This window comes from Streptomyces marispadix (assembly GCF_022524345.1).
Taxonomy (GTDB): Bacteria; Actinomycetota; Actinomycetes; order Streptomycetales; family Streptomycetaceae; genus Streptomyces; species Streptomyces marispadix.
The window spans coordinates 2,361,123-2,376,748 of record NZ_JAKWJU010000002.1; the positions used below are offsets into that span (position 1 = coordinate 2,361,123).

Genomic DNA, 15,626 nt, shown 5'->3' on the forward strand with positions numbered 1-15,626 from the left:
TCCACAGGGTTCTCCGAGGCGGAGTCGGAAGCGGTCGCGGCATCGGTCCCGTGGCCGGGTCCGGACCCGTCTCCGCCCTGCCGGCGGCGGATCTCGGCACGGCTCACTTCGGCGCTGCTCACAGGTGAGGCTCCTTGCGGCATTTGCTTCGGGCAGGTCACGGACCGCGCTGTCCGACGCTCCCCAGGATATGCGCGGGCGGCTGCCGGACCGGCGCGACGTCCGATGGGTGAGCACGCACCCGTCTGCCCCACGCCCCCCTTGCTAGGCCTGTGAGGGCTGCCATACTTACGATGCCGTAGGTTACGGTTCCGTAGGACTTGCGTGGGCACGAGACGCGAAAAGTGCACGACGCGCAGCCCCTTACCGCTCTGACAAGGGACATCTATGACCACCAGCCCCCCGGACGTACTCGACAGCTCCCCCGACACCCGTAGGAAACCCGGCTCCGACGCCCCGGACTCCCCCGTCGTGGTCTCCGCGACGCTGGGCGGCGAGAAGCGCCGCTCGGTGGAGCAGATCGCGCTGCTGGCCTTCATCGTGGTCCCCTTCGTGGCACTGCTCGCCGCGGTGCCGCTGATGTGGGGATGGGGGGTGAGCTGGCTGGACCTCGGCCTGCTCACGGCCATGTACTTCATCGGCTGCCACGGCATCACGGTCGGCTTCCACCGCTACTTCACCCACGGCTCCTTCAAGGCGAAGAGGCCGCTGCGGATCGCACTCGCCGTCCTCGGCTCACTGGCCGTGGAGGGCCCGGTGGTGCGCTGGGTCGCCGACCACCGCAAGCACCACAAGTTCTCCGACGCCGAGGGCGACCCCCACTCGCCGTGGCGCTATGGCGAGACCGTCCCCGCCCTGATGAAGGGCCTGTGGTGGGCGCACGTCGGCTGGATGTTCGACGAGGAGCAGACCCCGCAGCACAAGTACGCACCCGACCTGATCAAGGACCCCGCGATCCGCGCCGTCTCGAAGCAGTTCGTGCTGTGGACGACGGTGTCGCTGCTGCTGCCCGCCGTGATCGGCGCTCTGGCGACGATGTCCTGGCAGGGCGCGCTGACGGCCTTCTTCTGGGGTTCGCTCGTGCGTGTGGCGCTGCTGCACCACGTCACCTGGTCCATCAACTCCATCTGCCACGCCGTGGGCAAGCGGCCGTTCAAGTCCCGTGACAAGTCGGGCAACGTGTGGTGGCTGGCGATCCTGTCCTGCGGCGAGTCCTGGCACAACCTGCACCACGCGGACCCGACGAGCGCCCGCCACGGTGTGGAGCGCGGCCAACTCGACTCCAGCGCCCGGATCATCCGCTGGATGGAGCTCGCGGGCTGGGCGTACGACGTGCGCTGGCCGGCCCGTTCGCGTATCGACTCCCGCCGCAAGGAGCCGTCTCGCCAAGCGGCATGATGGAGTCTGTGCCGACCGATGACAGCACCGCCAAACCCGCAAGAGGGGCGGCAAGGGCCGCCAAGAAGGAGAAGCGCGCCGCACGTCGCCGGATGAGCGGCAAGGAGCGCCGCGAGCAGCTTCTCGACATCGGACGTGCCCTGTTCGCCGAACGGGGCTTCGAGGGCACGTCCGTCGAGGAGATCGCGGCGAAGGCGGGCGTCTCCAAGCCGGTGGTGTACGAGCATTTCGGCGGCAAGGAAGGTCTCTACGCGGTCGTCATCGACCGTGAGATGCGACAGCTCCTGGACATGGTGACGGGTGCCCTCACCGGGGGGCACCCACGGGAGCTGCTGGAGCAGGCGGCGTTCGCACTGCTCGACTACATCGACGTCTACACGGACGGTTTCCGCATCCTCGTACGCGATTCGCCCGTCGCACAGTCGACGGGCAACTTCGCGTCCCTGATCAGCGACATCGCCACACAGGTCGAGGACATCCTGGGCCGGGAGTTCAAGTCCCGCGGCTTCGATCCGAAGCTGTCGCCGCTCTACGCGCAGGCGCTGGTCGGCATGGTGGCCCTCACCGGCCAGTGGTGGCTGAACGTACGCAAGCCGAAGAAGGCCGAAGTCGCCGCGCATCTCGTCAACTTGGCGTGGCACGGCCTGGACGGGCTGGAGGCGAGGCCGAGGCTGATAGGCCACCGGCGAAGCTGACCCTCTCATTCCATCGAGTGCACGCCTGGACACAGGCCGCAACGGCGCGACGCCTGGCACGGACCCTGTACCGATCTGCTGGAGACGCACCCGGGGCCGCTCGTCGTGCCGGCCCTGGCAATCGCCGAGGTGGCTCATCTCGTGGAGCGACGCCTCGGCCCGCGGACGGAGTTGCTGCTCGCTCAGGACTTCGCCGAGGGAGCCTTCAGTGCCGAACCGGTGCGGCCCGAGGACTGGCTGCGCATAGCCGAACTGACCGCGCAGTACGTCGGCTTCCCCCTCGGCATAGTCGACGCATCCGTGATCGCATGCGCCGAACGCCTCGGAGCCGCCGAAGTGGCCACCGTCGACCGCAACCACTTCAGCGCTGTCCGGCCCCGGCATGTCCCGGGATTCACACTGCTCCCCTGACGGTTCCGCGGGGCCGGCACGTTCGTATCAGGTCAGCGGCGTACCAGGTCAGCGGGAGGCGAACTCGTCGAGCGCCGTGCGGATTTCGGCGCTCATGGCGTCGCTGCCGAGATGGCCGGCGTCCTCCACGACGACGAGGCGGGCACCGGGCCAGGCGCGTGCCAGTTCCCAGGCGGTGGCGAGCGGTCCGCCCATGTCGAAGCGCCCGTGGATGAGCACCGCGGGGATGTTCGCGAGGCGCCCTGCCTCCCTGATGAGCGCGCCCTCCTCCAGCCACGCTCCGTTGGAGAAGTAGTGCGCGGCGATACGGACGAGGGCGTGCCGGGCGGCGTCCGGCCGGTCCGAGAAGGGCTTCTCGGCGTCGCTCGGCGTCTCCATGGACAGCACGGTGTCCTCCCACCGGCACCACTCGTGGGCGGCCTCGGCCCTCACCGCCGGGTCCAGGTCGGCCATGCGCTCCGCGTACGCCGCGAGGACGTCGGGGAGGGTCGCGTCGCGGCCCGCCTCGGGCACGGCGTCACGGAAACGCCGCCACTCCTCGGGGAAGAACAGCCTGGCGCCCCGGTAGAGCCAGTCGATCTCGGAGCGCCGGGTGGTGGTGACGGCGGGAATCACGATCTCCGAGACGCGGTCCGGGTGCCGCTGGGCGTAGGCGAGTATCAGCGTGGAGCCCCATGAGCCGCCGAAGAGCAGCCAGCGCTCGATGTCCAGGTGGCGGCGCAGGAGTTCCATGTCGGCGACCAGATGGCCGGTGGTGTTGGAGGTCAGGTCCGTGGAGGGGTCGGCGGCGTGCGGGGTGCTGCGTCCGCACTGGCGCTGGTCGAAGAGGACCACCTTGTAGCGGTCGGGGTCGAAGCGCCTGCGTGCGACCGTGCCGCAGCCCGAGCCGGGGCCACCGTGCACGACGAGGGCGGGCTTGCCGTCGGGGTTGCCGCAGACTTCCCAGTAGATGCGGTTGCCGTCACCGACGTCGAGCATCCCGTGGTCGTACGGCTCGATGGGCGGGTGGAGCGAGTTCACTTTGCGGCAGCCCTTCCGGCTTGCAGGGTTGGGAACGACCGTAAGCATGATGGTGTGTCAGGGCGCGGCGATCCAGTGGCTGATCGAGATGCGGCCCAAGCCGGGATGAAAGCGCAACGTACGGACGCCGCAGTCCAGTTGGGCGGCGTGCGCACGGTCGGGAGGCGGCGGGCGGGCGGCGGAAACCGCCGGGGCTCGGAGGCTCGGAAGCCCAAGGGTTCGGAGGCTCGGAAGCCCAGGGCCCGGCGGCTCCAGGCTCAGTCCGAGGGCTCCGGGATGGAGGGCTCCAGGAACTCCAGGCGGTTTCCGACCGGGTCGAAGGAGTAGAAGCGCCTGTGCCCCGGGAAGTCGTCGTCCCAGACCACGTCGGCGCCTCCCGCGCGGAGGCGTTCCGCGAACTCGTCGATCCCACGGACGCGGATGCCGGGGTGCGCCTTCTCGGCGGGACGGAAGTCCTTCTCGACTCCGAGGTGCAGCACGGCCGTTCCCGCCGCGAACCAGCAGCCGCCGCGTGCGGCGAGCACCGGCGGCTTGGGGATCTGCTCCATGCCGAGGACGCCCGAGTAGAACGCGCGGAGGGCGTCCTCTGAGCCTGGCGGCGCCGCGAGTTGCACGTGGTCGAGGGAGTCGACGGTCCCGCTCGCGCGGGCGGCTCCCTCGGGGCCGGTGCGGGTCTCGGGCAGGGGTTCGTGGTCCGTCATCGCTTCACCGCCACTACGAAGATGCGCCGGAAGGGGAAGACCGTGCCCCGCGAGGGGTCGCCGCCCAGCGGGGGATACGCCTCGCGCAGCAGCCGCCCGTACTCGTCGAGGAACTCCGCCTGCGCGGCCGGTTCGTCCGCGAGGAGCGTGAGTACCGGCCGCAGCCCGGTGCCCTTGACCCAGTCCAGTACGGCGTCCTCGCCGTGCAGCACATGGGCGTACGTGGTCTCCCAGGCGTCCACGTCGCAGCCCATCGCGTCCAGCACGTCGAGATAGCCGGCCGGGTCCAGTACGGAACCGGAGCGGGAAGCGGTGCCCAGACGGCCGCGCCAGCGCGGGGAGTTGCGCAGTTCCAGCAGCAGCGCGTGGCTCGGGGCGTCGAAGTTGCCCGGGACCTGGAAGCAGAGGACGCCGCCGGGCGGCAGGGCTCCGAGCCATGACGGGAAGAGCGCCGCATGCCCGGGTAGGCCTGCCTCGCCACCGGCGGAGCCCGCCCCTCCGTTGCCCTCGACGGGGAGCACCCAGTGCAGGGCCGCGTTGGAGAAGAGCAGGTCGAAGTGCTCACCCGGGCCGGGGCGCCATGTGGAGAGATCGGCGTCCACGAATTCGAGGCTGCCCCCGGCGGAGGTCTTCCCGGCGTAGGCGCGGGCCTCCCGCAGCATGGCCGGGGAGTTGTCGTAGCCGGTGATACGGGCGCGGGGCCAGCGTTCGGCGAGCAGCAGGGAGGGGCCGCCGGGCCCGCAGCCGAGGTCGGCGATGTGCGGGGTCGCCTCGTCGGGCAGCGAGGGCACCCGGGCGAGGAGGTCCTGTGAGGGGCGGTTGCGGTGCGCCGAGTGGCGTTCGTACAGCTCTGGGTCCCAGACAGGTGACGTCATGGGGGCAGCTTCCCGCCGAAGTTATCTCGATGTCAAGAGACTTCATGTCGACACAACTACTACACTGATCACATGGAGGACGAGGTCGACCGACTGGTGGCAGCCTGGCGCCGCGAGCGCCCGGACCTCGACGTGGAACCGTTGGAGGTCCTCAGCCGCGTGAGCAGACTCGCACGGCACCTGGACCGCGCACGCCGTCTCGCGTTCTCCGAACACAACCTGGAGCCCTGGGAGTTCGACGTTCTCACCGCGCTGCGCCGCGCGGGCACGCCGTATCAGCTCTCCCCCGGGCAGCTCCTCACTCAGACTCTGGTCACCTCGGGGACCATGACGAACCGCATCGACCGGCTCGCCAAGAAGGGCCTCGTCGAGCGCCTGCCCGACCCCAGCGACCGGCGAGGTGTGCTGGTGCGGCTGACCGCCGAGGGCCGCGACCGCACGGACAGCGCACTGGCCGGGCTCCTCGCGCAGGAGCGCGCGATCCTCGTGGAGCTGTCCTCGGCGCAGCGGGCCGAACTCGCTTCGCTGCTACGTCAGTTGACGGCGCCGTTCGACAACATCCCAGGCTGAGACGGCCGATGGGGGCGTGGGCGGGGCGCGAGCGGTCATGATGCGCGGCGTTGTGTGCGTCGCCGTGCGGGCGGCCCGCGACCCGGACCGCCCGTCGTCGCAGCGCCGAAGTCCCGGCGGGCACGGGCGGGTTGAGGACCCGTCGCAATCCTGCCGAGTGCCTGCCGGAAGTCCGCCGGGGCAGCCGCGCGGCCGTGCCCGGGGTGCCCCGCTGCGGGAGGTGAGGCACAGCCCGTAACATCCGTGCATGGGCGGACGTCATTCGGATCGATTCGCGGGACGCACCGTCCTCATCACAGGCGGTGGCGCGGGCATCGGGGCCGCTACGGCTCACAGGCTGGCCGATGAGGGCGCGGCCGTGGTCGTACTCGACAGCGACGAGGGCGACGGCCATCGCACCGCACGCGAGATCACGGCCTCCGGGGGCCGTGCCGCCTTCGTGCTGGGCGACGTCACCGACGAGCCCGCATGGAACAGGGCGGTACGCACCGCACACGACGGTTTCGGGCCGCTCGACGGGCTGGTGAGCAACGCCGGGCTGATGCTGCCGGGCGAGGCCGGACAGCTCTCCCTCTCCGACTGGCAGTGGCAGCTCCATGTGAATCTGACGGGCGCGTTCCTCGGTCTGCGTGCGTGCCTGGACGATCTGCGCGCACGAGGCGGTTCGGTGGTGCTGACCTCGTCGGTGCAGGCTCTGGTGGGTCTGCGGGAGCGGCCCGCGTACGCGGCGGCGAAGGCGGGTCTAACGGGGCTCGGCCGTCAGCTCGCAGTCGACTACGGCCCCGGAATCCGCGTCAACAGCGTGCTGCCGGGGCCGATCGTCACCGGCGCCTGGGAGGGCACGAGCGAGGAGGACGCACGGCGGACCGCCGAGCAGACCGTCGCGGGCCGCTACGGCCATCCCGACGAAGTGGCCGCCGCCATCGCGTTCCTGCTCTCCGACGACGCCTCGTATGTGACGGGCACAAGCCTCGTCGTGGACGGCGGCTGGAGCGTGTACAAGACCTCGCTGTGAGGCCGCCGGTCGTCCGGCGGTCCGCGCCAGGCCCTCCGACTTCGCGCTGTGCGGCCCAGGTTCAGCGCGCCGCGCCGCTCGGCTCCAGGTCGACCGGGCCAACTCCCGCCCTGCGTGCCAGCGCGACCGCGGCCAGCGTGGAGTGGACCCCCAGCTTGCCCAGGACGTTCTGCATATGCGTACGGACGGTGTGCGGCGAGAGATAGAGCCGCTCGGCGACGGCCTTGCGGCCGAGACCCGCGACCATGCAGCGCAGCACCTCCCGCTCGCGCGGCGTCAGCGACTCCACGAGCCGTTCGCTCTCCGTACGATGCTTGCGGGACGCGGTCAACTCCTTCAGCACGCCCGTCAGAAGCGCCGGCGGCAGATGCGTCTCGTCCTTCAGCACACCGCGGATGACCTGGAGCAGCCGGGAGAGCGAGCAGTCCTTGGCGACCCAGCCTCCGGCACCGGCCTGTAGGGCTGACGCGGCCTGACGCGGATCGTCCCGTTCGGCCAGTACGACCGTGCGCACCGCCGGGTGGTCGCTGCGTACCCGCCCTACGAGGGGGATGCCGCCGGGGTCGGCGTCCGACGGCGCCTGGGACCTGCCACCGGATGAGGCGGAACGAGGGCCGACTTGCTGCCCGCCTACGGGAGTCGGGACACCGGAGGCGGCCTGAACTCCGGAGGCCGGGGCGCCGGGCGGACGCGCGGCTCCCGGCGGGCCCTGACCCGTCGAGCCGGGGGCCGAAGTGATCGCCGACGGCGGCCCGTTGGGCGAGCCGTCACGTGAAGCCACCGAAGACGGCGGCCAGTTGGCCCCGTTCGCAGGTCCGGCATGGCCGTGTGCGCCTGGCCCTCCGCCCGTAGCCGCGCCCGCGCCCCCTGGCGGCGGCGACAAGTCCGCGTCCACCAGCAGCACGTCGAAGCGGCGCCCGTCCGCGGCGCCCCGCTCCAGGCAGCGCAGCGCGGCCTGCGCACTGCCCGCCGCGGCGACCTCGACGTCCTGCTCGGCCGCGAGCGCAGCGGCCAGGGACTCGGCGAAGATGCGGTGGTCGTCGACCACCAGCACACGGATACGTTGCATGTCGCCCCCTGGCAGTGCGGGTACGTCACCCCCGGCGAAGGGAAGAGATGCGCGTACTGGGGGAATCCCCTCGCCCGGCCGGGTCCCCCTTCCCACACCGAAGGTCGTGGTGGGGGTACCTCCCACACCGAAGGTCGTGGGGGAGACACCGCCGCGCCCTTGCCTGCCCCGCCCGGCATCACTGCCTGCGTGGCCTGCCCGGCCGCCCGCCCCCTGACTGGCACCGGCCCCCACCGGTGCGATGCGTACGACTCAGGGTAAGGCCGGGGGATGACAACGGAAACCGATTGGCGAAACTGCTTGCGCGTGACGTGAACTGAGGGACATGTTCCGCATAGAGACTCAGGCCGACGAGGAAAGACGCCGCCTCGTGCGTCAGCGGCTCCGTGAATCCAACTCCCGCAGCTCACCGGTGATGGCGGAGCTGCGCGGCACACCTTCGGATTCCGAAGTGCCCGTGGAGGTCTACGCGTTCGACGGCGACAGGCTCAACGGGGGCCTCGTCGGCGAAGCTTGGGGGTTCTGGCTGCACATCCGGCTGCTGTGGGTGGAGGAGTCGGCAAGAGGGTCCGGCCTCGGCTCACGGCTGATGGCCGCAGCCGAGGAACACGCCCGTGACCGGCTCGGATGCGTCAACTCGCGGGTGGAGACCTTCGATTTCCAGGCCCCCGGCTTCTACCGGAAGCTCGGCTACAACCATGTGGGAAAGATCGAGGACTATCCGCCCGGATGCACCGAGCATCTCTTCGTCAAGCGTCTGTAACCCTTCGCGCACCGGGGCCGGGCACCGCCTCGAAGACGCTCGGAGCGCGGTGACCGGCCTCCGCGAACGCCTCGGCGACCGCCTTCGCCACGGATTCCGCGGCGTCCTCCCTTACGAGCACGATCGCCGAGCCTCCGAACCCGCCGCCCGTCATACGTGCCCCGAGGGCACCTGCGGTGTTCGACGCCTCGACGACGAGATCGAGTTCGGGGCAGGAGACGCGGAAGTCGTCACGCAGCGAGGCGTGTCCTTCGGTCAGTACGGGCCCGACGGCGTGCGTCTCGCCCGCGTCGAGGAGGCGGATGGTGCGTGCGACGCGTTCGTTCTCAGTGACGACGTGCCGCACCAGCGGGCGCAGCGACGCGTCCGTCAACCGGCCCAGCGCCGACGGGAGTTCACCGGGGGTGACGCCGCGCAGGCTGGGCACGCCCAGCTCGGCGGCGGCGGCCTCGCAGCCCGCTCGGCGCTCGGCGTAGGCGCCGTCGCCCAGCGCGTGCTTGACGCGGGTGTCGACGACGAGCAGCCGCAGGCCCTTCGCCGCGAGGTCGAGGGGGACCTGTCTGCGTGTGAGGTCGCGGGTGTCGAGATACAGGGCGTGGCCCTCGGTGCAGCACGCGGACGCCATCTGGTCCATCACTCCGCAGGGCACGCCCGCGAACTCGTTCTCCGCGCGGCGGCACAGCTCCGCGATGCGGTGCGGCGGCAGGCCCAGCCCGTACAGCCCGTCGAGCGCCACGGCCGTGGCGACCTCCAGCGCGGCGGACGAGGAGAGCCCGGCGCCGGTGGGCACGCTGCTTTCGAAGTGCAGGTCGGCGCCGCCCACTTGGTGGCCCGCGGCACGCAGCGCCCATGCCACTCCCGCCGGGTACGCGGCCCAGCCGCCGCGGTCGCCTGCCGTACCGGGCGACTGCGGGCCGAGGGTGTCCACACGCAGCTCGGTGACGCCGCCGGAGGTGTCGGCCGAGTGCAGCCGCAGCACGCCGTCGTCCCGGCGGGCCGCCTCCACGCGGCACGTCTGCGGCAGAGCGAGCGGCATGACGAAACCGTCGTTGTAGTCGGTGTGTTCGCCGATCAGATTGACGCGGCCCGGCGCCTCCCATACACCCTCCGGCGACGACCCGTACACCGAGTGGAAGCCCGTCATGCTCCCCCTCGTTCCCTGCCGCCGGAACCGCGCTCGCCGCCGGAGAGCGCGCCTTCGGCGGCTGCGGCCTGCTCTTCACGGGAAGTCCGCGACCGGGCGAAGTCCCAGGCGGTCTGGACGATTTCGGCCAGGTCCGTACGCGTGGGCCGCCAGCCGAGACGGCTCACGGCACGCTCCGCCGAGGCGACGAGCTGCGCCGGGTCGCCCTCCCGCCGGGGCGCGGCGGTCTCGGGCACCGGGTGCCCCGTGACCTTGCGGACGGTCTCGACGACCTCGCGTACGGAGAAGCCGTTGCCGTTGCCCAGGTTGCAGATCAGATGCGTGCCTGCGGGGACTTCGCCCGCGCCGGGGTCCCCGCGCTCGCCGTGCATCGCGGCCATGGCGAGCAGATGGGCCTCCGCGAGGTCGGCGACATGGATGTAGTCGCGTACACAGGTGCCGTCGGGTGTCGGATAGTCGTCGCCGAAGACGGAGACCGCCTCGCGGCGGCCCTGCGCGACCTGGAGCACGATGGGGATCAGATGCGACTCGGGGTCGTGCCGCTCGCCGTAACGCCCGTAGGCGCCCGCGACGTTGAAGTAGCGCAGGGACACGGCGGCCAGGCCGTGCGCACGGCACTCCCCGCTGATCATGTGGTCCACGGCGAGCTTGGAGGCGCCATAGGGGTTCGTGGGCGCCTCGGACGCGTCCTCGTGGATGGGGGTGCTCTCCGGCTCGCCGTAGGTGGCGGCGGTCGAGGAGAAGACGAGCCTGCGCACGCCCGACTCCCGCATGGCGCTGAGCAGTTCGATGCTGCCGCCTACGTTGTTGTTCCAGTACTTGCCGGGGTCCTGGACGGACTCGCCGACCTGGGAGTGGGCCGCGAAGTGCAGCACGCCGTCGTACGAGGAGTCCAGCACCCGTGCGGCGTCCTGCACGCGCCCCTCGACGAACTCGGCGCCTTCGGGGACCGCGTCGCGGAAGCCGGTGGAGAGGTCGTCGAGCACGACCACGGAGTGCCCGGCCTCCAGCAGATGGGCGGCCACGACGCTCCCGACGTAACCCGCGCCGCCCGTGACCAGGTACTTACCGCTGTGTGCTGCGGGGGTCCTCCCCCGTGGGCTGGCAGTCACTCGCTACCTCTCGCAGTCGCTCGGCCGCCCGCTCCGGCGGCACATCGTTGATGAACACGCTCATCCCGGATTCGGAACCCGCGAGGAACTTCAGTTTGCCGGAAGTCCGTCGGATGGTGAAAAGCTCAAGGTGCAGTGCGAAGTCCTCGCGGGCGACGGACATCGCGGCACCGTCCCGTACGCCGTCCGTCTGCCGCCCGCGTGCGGGCAGCGAGAACGGCGCCTGGTGCCAGGCGGATATATAAGGGGTCGGCGGCTCGTCCGGGCCGAAGATGCGATCGAAGCGGCGCAGCACCTCCAGATAGATCCCCGGGAACGCCGCCCTCGCCTCCTCGCTGAGCGCCATCAGGTCCGGCACCCGGCCGGTGGGATAGAGGTGCACCTCGTACGGCCAGTGCGCGGCGTGCGGGACGAAGGCCACCCAGTGCTCGTTCCGGCACACCACGCGGCGGCCGTCGGACAGTTCAGCCGCGAGTACGTCGTCGAAGAGGTTCCGTCCGTCCGTACGGGCCGCGTGCCGGGCCACGGAGTCGAGCATGCGCGCGGTGCGCGGCGTGACGAACGGATAGGCGTAGATCTGCCCGTGCGGGTGCGCGAGGGTCACGCCGATCTCCGCGCCACGGTTCTCGAAGCAGAAGATCTGCTCCACGCCCGGGAGTTGGGACAGCTCGGCGGTGCGGTCGGTCCATGCTTCGAGCACGAGCCCGGCATGCTCGCCGGTGAGGGACGCGAACGAGGCGTGGTGGTCGGAGGTGAAGCACACGACCTCGCAGCGGCCAGCGCCGGGTCGGTGCGTCAGCAGTCCGTCGCGCACGGAAGGCACAGCGCCGTCCGCGGTCTCCGGGCCGGGCCCGCCCGCGAATGAGGGGAAGCGGTTCTCGAACACCGCGACGTCGTAGTCCGGTTCGGGGATCTCGCTCGGATTCCCGTCGTCGCGGGTCGGGCAGAGCGGGCAGGCGTCGGCGGGCGGGTGGTACGTACGCTCCTGCCGGTGCGCGGTGACAGCGGTCCACTCCGCGAGCAGCGGGTCGTAGCGGATCTCGGAGGCCGTGGTGGTGCGCCCGAGCGGACGCCGGTCGTCGCGGTCGCGCACCTTGTCGTCACGCAGATCGAAATAGATGATCTCGCGGCCGTCGGCCAGCCGGTTCGACGTCTTCTTCAACGGTGTTCACTCCTCACCAGCAGCCGACTCGGTGCGTCTCAGCGTTCTTGTCTCTCGTCCGGATCTCGTGTGCGGTCTCTGCCCCCGCGAAGCCTCTCAAACATAATCACACAGAAATAATCAGAGACCAACATCGGGCTCCAAGGCCGTTGAACAGCCTCACACATGGCACTGACAACAGCCGCGACCGTTTCCACAGGCCGCAATACGGTACATAGTGCGCACACGGCTGGGGGCCTACGCGTTTGCGACATTCGGCAGCGAACAGTGGCGCCGTCGACGTGGGGCGATCCAAGGTGAGTGGTGCCGACTTGGGCGTGCCGGCGTGGCGTGCCGGCGTGAGCGGGGCTCAACTGCGCGGCGTCGGCGGGCAGTCGGCTGCTCGTGCGCGTCGCGCCTCACTGCCGGCGGCCGGGCCCGCGCACGGCACGGCTCCTCGCTCTCGGGGCCTCTCGGCGGTCAGCCCTGCGACGCGCCCGGCTCGTATGCCCGATCGAGCAGCCCCGTGCGGGCCGCCAGTGCCGCCGCCTCCAGCCGGGAGCCGACGCCCAGCTTCATCAGCACCCGCTGCACATGGGTACGGGCGGTGCTCGGCGCGATGTTCATCCCCGTGGCGATAAGACGGGTGTCCTCCCCCTCCGCGACCCGCGTCAGCACCTCCACCTCACGGGGCGTGAGGAGTTGGAGGAGACGTGCGCCCTCGTCGTCGGGCTCGGGGGCCGGATTGAGGAGGTCGGCGAAGGACTCCTGAAGGAGCTGCGGCGCCACCGCGACGTCGCCTGCCCGTGCCTTCATCATGGCGCGCTCGACGCCCTCTATGCGCTCGTCGTGCCGCACGTAGCCGGACGCGCCCGCGGCGAAGGCGGAGGCCACACCGCGAGGACTCGGCACGGGGCCCAGCACCACGACGGCTATCTGCGGCTTCTCGTGCTTTATCCGCACCACCGGATCGAAGACGCCCGCCTCGGCGGGAACCGCCGTGCCCAGCAGACACACTTCGGGCGCCCTGCTCAGCACCAGATCCGCCGCACCCGCGCTCGGGGCGGCGGCAGCCAGCACCCGGTGGCCGCGCAGTTTCAACGCCGAAGCCAGCGCCTCGGCGAGCAGTCTGTGATCGTCCACCACCATGAGCCGGACGCTCATGCGCAACAACCCCCACCGCCGCTCCATGTGGGGCGCCCCCTGAAGGCCCCTGCGGCCCGGGTGGCCCGGGCCCGCGGGGAGCGGCCCCTCCTGTGCCCACGGAAGCTACACGTTCCCCCGCCGTTCCGGGCCACTTCGGGGGGAGAAGTGGGAGGAACGGCGGACGAACGGTGATCAGGCGTGCCTCACACGGTCATTGCGACGCGCCCGTCGGCACGGCGGCCAGGATGCTCACGTCAACGCGCCGCCGTCGCCCGGCAGTTGTAACGGCAGAGGCGGCAGAGCGTTCGCTCTGCCGCCTTCGCCGCACGATCGGCCCCGCACGGCCGGGCTCCGCGGGCGCCTCGACTCGGTCGCCTCGACGCGGGCGTCAACCCGCTGCCGTCAGCGTCCAGTTGACACCTCGCAGTCCTCAACGCCCGTACGCCACCGCACAGTCGGCGGTCACTTCGCGCCGAAGCCGATGCCGAGGTACTTGCCGTAGCTGCTCGTGCTCCGCTTCGACAGGATCGTCTGGTGGAGGAAGAGACGCCCGTTCTGGTACAGGGGCGGCTCGCGCAGGGTGATGCCCGCGAGGTTGTTCTCGATCTCGGCGCTGTCGTCGGGGTTGCGCATGTACAGCTCCTGCTTCCCCTGCGCGGCCGGATCGACGGCGACGACCTGCCCGCCCGCGTCGTACGTCGGCTTCTTGTACGCGATGAGCTTGTCGCCCTCCATGCGTACGGGCACGATGGTGCGCCGCTCGCCCGCGTCCGACTTCCACTTGGGGCGCCCGGAGTCGATGTCGAAGGCGATGATCTCGTTGGTCGACGCGGAGTCGCCCTGGTGCCGCGCCGAGGGCAGATAGACGTAGTCGTCGTCGACCACGACGCTGGAGCACGACTCGACGCCGGTGCTGCATCCCGGGTCGTACTTGCGGTCGCCGAGGGAGATCTTGGACTTGAGCTTCTCGTCCTCACCGACCGTCATCACGTCCGTGGTGGTGCTGGTGCCGGCGCTGACGGCGATCACCACCGGGTCGGAGGAGACCACCCGGGCGCTCTGCACGCCCTTCGGCACGTCGAACTCCCAATTCGCCTCGCCCGTCTTGGGGTTGAGCTTCTGCACCTTCAGCTTCGGCTCGCTGTAGCTGCCGCACTGCACGACCGCCATCAGCTCCTTGCCGCCCGCGAAGCCCTCGTCCTCGCAGCCGCCCGTACCGCTGCTGCCCTCGGACTTCCACAGCGGCCCGCCGCCGGAGAGCTTGTACGCCACGGAGCCGCCGATCCACTTGGCGGCGACGACGTTCTGGCTGATGCTCATGTTCATGCCCAGCGTGGTGGCGCTGTCGCTGTTGGGCATCGTCTCCTGCCAGAGCTTCTTGCCCTTGTCCAGGTCGACGACGGCCATCTGATTGCACCTCGCGCGAGAGGACCTGGTCTCGGCGACGATCACGGCCGTCTTGCCGTCGTCCGTGGCGTGCCTGGACGCGGCGCAGATCTGGCCGTCGAGGGAGATCTTCCACGCCTGCTTCCCGCTGGCGGCGTCCATGCCGATGATGCCGTCGAGGGTGCTCTTCGCGAAGATCTTGTCGGTGGCCCAGGCGCCCGTGACGCTCGCCGTCTCCTCGTCCGTGAGCTTCGGCGACGGGATCTTGAACAGTTCCCTGCCCTCGGTGCTCGCCGGCTTGCCGCCTCCGCCGCCGGTCGTGCCCGTCTTCTTCTCGCCCTCGGCCTCCGTCTTGCCGTTCTCGTGCACCAGGAAGAAGCCGACCGTCACGACCGCCAGCACGGCGGCGACCGCGGCCGCGACGATCGCGATCACCTTGCCGTTGCCGCCGCCTTGGCCCGGTGCGCCGGGTCCATAGGGGCCGCCGGGAGGGGCCGTCGGGTACATGCCCGGGTTCTGGCCGTACGGCTGGCCCGGTTGACCAGGCTGGCCGGGCTGCTGCGCGTAGCCGTAGCCGTATCCGCCGCCCTGGGGCGGCTGTTGGGGGAAGCCGTAACCGGCGCCCTGCGGTGGCTGCTGCGGATAGCCGTAACCGCCTGCCGGAGGCTGCGGCGGAGCCCCGAAACCGCCCGCTGGCGGCTGCTGCGGATAGCCGTAGCCACCGGCCGGAGGCTGCGGCGGCGCGCCGAAGCCGCCCGGCTGCTGCGGTGGCTGCGCGGGCTGCTGAGGGGTCTCGCCGGGGGAGCCGGACGGCGGCTGCTGAGCCCCCGGCGCCCCGGACGCTCCGGACTCCTTGTCCAGCCCGGGGGCCGGTTCAGGGCTGCCTGTGTCCTCGGCGGACTTGTCCGGGTCAGGTGTGTCCCCTGCCGGGGGCTGACTGGGCGGCGGAGGCGGCTGCGACATGAGCGATTCCCTCGTTGACGTTCAGACCGGACACCCGCCCCTCAAACCCCCGTAGGGCGGAGCGAATCGGACATCAGGCCCGCCTTCGGCTGGCTTGTACGCGGATGTCTTTCTATCACCGGACACCACCGACCGGCGGTCCGGTTCCCGTCGGTGGATGACGTAAGAGACGTGGCCGAGACGCAGCCGTTGTCCGGCCGTTAGCGACGCGCGAGTA

Annotated in this window: 15 protein-coding genes; 6 read left to right on the plus strand and 9 right to left on the minus strand. The window is 70.8% G+C overall.

Translation table 11 applies throughout. From position 1 onward, the window contains the following. Positions 1–387: 387 nt before the first annotated feature. The 3 genes from MMA15_RS09985 (at position 388) to MMA15_RS09995 (ending at position 2,504) form a co-directional block, all read left to right on the plus strand. Entirely contained in the window at positions 388–1,398 is a 1,011-nt protein-coding gene (locus tag MMA15_RS09985; protein ID WP_241058757.1) for an acyl-CoA desaturase, read from the plus strand. Then, positions 1,395–2,093 (plus strand): TetR/AcrR family transcriptional regulator, encoded by a 699-nt coding sequence (locus MMA15_RS09990; RefSeq protein ID WP_241058758.1) that lies wholly within the window; start codon positions 1,395–1,397, stop codon positions 2,091–2,093. The genes MMA15_RS09985 and MMA15_RS09990 overlap by 4 nt, the downstream gene beginning before the upstream one ends. 78 nt (positions 2,094–2,171) lie before the next feature. Beyond that, the gene (locus MMA15_RS09995) at positions 2,172–2,504 is read left to right on the plus strand and encodes a type II toxin-antitoxin system VapC family toxin (protein ID WP_277400945.1); all 333 of its coding nucleotides are present in this window, start codon (positions 2,172–2,174) and stop codon (positions 2,502–2,504) included. 48 nt (positions 2,505–2,552) lie between these two features. Here MMA15_RS09995 and pip read toward each other — a convergent pair whose 3' ends face one another. The 3 genes from pip to MMA15_RS10010 all read right to left on the minus strand — a co-directional run bounded on the left by pip (position 2,553) and on the right by MMA15_RS10010 (position 5,100). Continuing rightward, on the minus strand, positions 2,553–3,572 hold the full coding sequence (gene pip, locus MMA15_RS10000; protein ID WP_241058760.1) for a prolyl aminopeptidase: 1,020 nt from the start codon (positions 3,570–3,572) through the stop codon (positions 2,553–2,555). Between the two features lie 209 nt (positions 3,573–3,781). Then, entirely contained in the window at positions 3,782–4,225 is a 444-nt protein-coding gene (locus MMA15_RS10005) for a VOC family protein (protein ID WP_241058761.1), read from the minus strand. Then, entirely contained in the window at positions 4,222–5,100 is an 879-nt protein-coding gene (locus tag MMA15_RS10010) for a methyltransferase domain-containing protein (protein WP_241058762.1), read from the minus strand. Before MMA15_RS10010 ends, MMA15_RS10005 begins: the two co-directional genes overlap by 4 nt. Before the next feature lie 72 nt (positions 5,101–5,172). Here MMA15_RS10010 and tamR point away from each other — a divergent pair, with 72 nt between their 5' ends. Then, a complete protein-coding gene (gene tamR / locus MMA15_RS10015; protein WP_241058763.1) occupies positions 5,173–5,670 on the plus strand; it encodes a MarR family transcriptional regulator TamR in 498 nt (165 codons plus the stop codon). Between the two features lie 247 nt (positions 5,671–5,917). Further along, entirely contained in the window at positions 5,918–6,685 is a 768-nt protein-coding gene (locus MMA15_RS10020) for an SDR family NAD(P)-dependent oxidoreductase (RefSeq protein ID WP_241058764.1), read from the plus strand. 61 nt (positions 6,686–6,746) lie between these two features. Here the strand turns inward: MMA15_RS10020 and MMA15_RS10025 are convergent, their stop codons facing one another. Beyond that, positions 6,747–7,754: a LuxR C-terminal-related transcriptional regulator gene (locus tag MMA15_RS10025; protein ID WP_241058765.1), complete on the minus strand. Its 1,008-nt coding sequence runs from the start codon at positions 7,752–7,754 to the stop codon at positions 6,747–6,749. Positions 7,755–8,079: 325 nt separating this feature from the next. Between MMA15_RS10025 and MMA15_RS10030 the strand changes: the two genes are divergently transcribed. Beyond that, positions 8,080–8,517, plus strand: coding sequence for a GNAT family N-acetyltransferase (locus tag MMA15_RS10030; protein WP_241058766.1), 438 nt, complete (start codon positions 8,080–8,082; stop codon positions 8,515–8,517). On the opposite strand, the gene galK is transcribed toward MMA15_RS10030, so the two are convergent. From galK to MMA15_RS10055, 5 genes are all read right to left on the minus strand, one after another. Further along, entirely contained in the window at positions 8,504–9,661 is a 1,158-nt protein-coding gene (galK, locus tag MMA15_RS10035; protein ID WP_241058767.1) for a galactokinase, read from the minus strand. The genes MMA15_RS10030 and galK overlap by 14 nt on opposite strands. Then, complete coding sequence (galE, locus tag MMA15_RS10040; protein ID WP_241058768.1) at positions 9,658–10,773, minus strand: UDP-glucose 4-epimerase GalE; 1,116 nt, start codon at positions 10,771–10,773, stop codon at positions 9,658–9,660. The genes galK and galE overlap by 4 nt, the downstream gene beginning before the upstream one ends. Further along, complete coding sequence (gene galT / locus MMA15_RS10045; RefSeq protein WP_241058769.1) at positions 10,727–11,935, minus strand: galactose-1-phosphate uridylyltransferase; 1,209 nt, start codon at positions 11,933–11,935, stop codon at positions 10,727–10,729. Before galT ends, galE begins: the two co-directional genes overlap by 47 nt. 459 nt (positions 11,936–12,394) lie before the next feature. After that, on the minus strand, positions 12,395–13,078 hold the full coding sequence (locus MMA15_RS10050) for a response regulator transcription factor (RefSeq protein ID WP_241058770.1): 684 nt from the start codon (positions 13,076–13,078) through the stop codon (positions 12,395–12,397). Between the two features lie 444 nt (positions 13,079–13,522). Next, positions 13,523–15,409, minus strand: a complete 1,887-nt coding sequence (locus tag MMA15_RS10055; RefSeq protein WP_241058771.1) for an outer membrane protein assembly factor BamB family protein — start codon at positions 15,407–15,409, stop codon at positions 13,523–13,525. Positions 15,410–15,626: the final 217 nt, after the last annotated feature.

Bases quoted from the DNA above. Each gene is read 5' to 3' on its own strand.
- MMA15_RS10010 (WP_241058762.1), bottom strand. From the start codon at position 5,100: ATGACGTCACCTGTCTGGGACCCAGAGCTGTACGAACGCCACTCGGCG.
- MMA15_RS10055 (WP_241058771.1), bottom strand. From the start codon at position 15,409: ATGTCGCAGCCGCCTCCGCCGCCCAGTCAGCCCCCGGCAGGGGACACA.
- MMA15_RS10005 (WP_241058761.1), bottom strand. From the start codon at position 4,225: ATGACGGACCACGAACCCCTGCCCGAGACCCGCACCGGCCCCGAGGGA.
- MMA15_RS10030 (WP_241058766.1), top strand. From the start codon at position 8,080: ATGTTCCGCATAGAGACTCAGGCCGACGAGGAAAGACGCCGCCTCGTG.
- MMA15_RS10020 (WP_241058764.1), top strand. From the start codon at position 5,918: ATGGGCGGACGTCATTCGGATCGATTCGCGGGACGCACCGTCCTCATC.
- MMA15_RS09985 (WP_241058757.1), top strand. From the start codon at position 388: ATGACCACCAGCCCCCCGGACGTACTCGACAGCTCCCCCGACACCCGT.
- MMA15_RS10050 (WP_241058770.1), bottom strand. From the start codon at position 13,078: ATGAGCGTCCGGCTCATGGTGGTGGACGATCACAGACTGCTCGCCGAG.
- MMA15_RS09990 (WP_241058758.1), top strand. From the start codon at position 1,395: ATGATGGAGTCTGTGCCGACCGATGACAGCACCGCCAAACCCGCAAGA.
- pip (WP_241058760.1), bottom strand. From the start codon at position 3,572: ATGCTTACGGTCGTTCCCAACCCTGCAAGCCGGAAGGGCTGCCGCAAA.
- galK (WP_241058767.1), bottom strand. From the start codon at position 9,661: ATGACGGGCTTCCACTCGGTGTACGGGTCGTCGCCGGAGGGTGTATGG.
- MMA15_RS10025 (WP_241058765.1), bottom strand. From the start codon at position 7,754: ATGCAACGTATCCGTGTGCTGGTGGTCGACGACCACCGCATCTTCGCC.
- tamR (WP_241058763.1), top strand. From the start codon at position 5,173: ATGGAGGACGAGGTCGACCGACTGGTGGCAGCCTGGCGCCGCGAGCGC.